General features: G+C 59.0%; 1 pseudogene. It reads left to right on the forward strand.

The window, feature by feature from the left end:
• Positions 1–266 (forward strand): annotated as a pseudogene (locus ABR397_RS23870) (S-type pyocin domain-containing protein); the annotation flags it as partial.

Raw genomic sequence — 266 nt, forward strand, 5'->3', positions numbered from 1 at the left:
GCAAAAGCCTGAACCGCCTCCTCAGGGCAAGAAACACCCACCTGAACCGGATAAGCCGCAGGATAAAAAATTACCGTGGTATAAACGCTGGTTTCGTGGTGGAAAAGCGAAAGCTGAAGCGGCTGCTACGGCAGTGGCAGCCACCACCCGTAGTGTGGCAGCGGATGGGGAAGCGCTGGTGATGCGTTACATTGGCGGTGGCGCTGCCAGCTCCGGGCGCTGGCTGGCGGCCCCAAATCCGTTGACGGTCGGGTTAATGGGATTGT

This window comes from Photorhabdus viridis, from assembly GCF_040256935.1.
Taxonomy (GTDB): Bacteria; Pseudomonadota; Gammaproteobacteria; order Enterobacterales; family Enterobacteriaceae; genus Photorhabdus; species Photorhabdus viridis.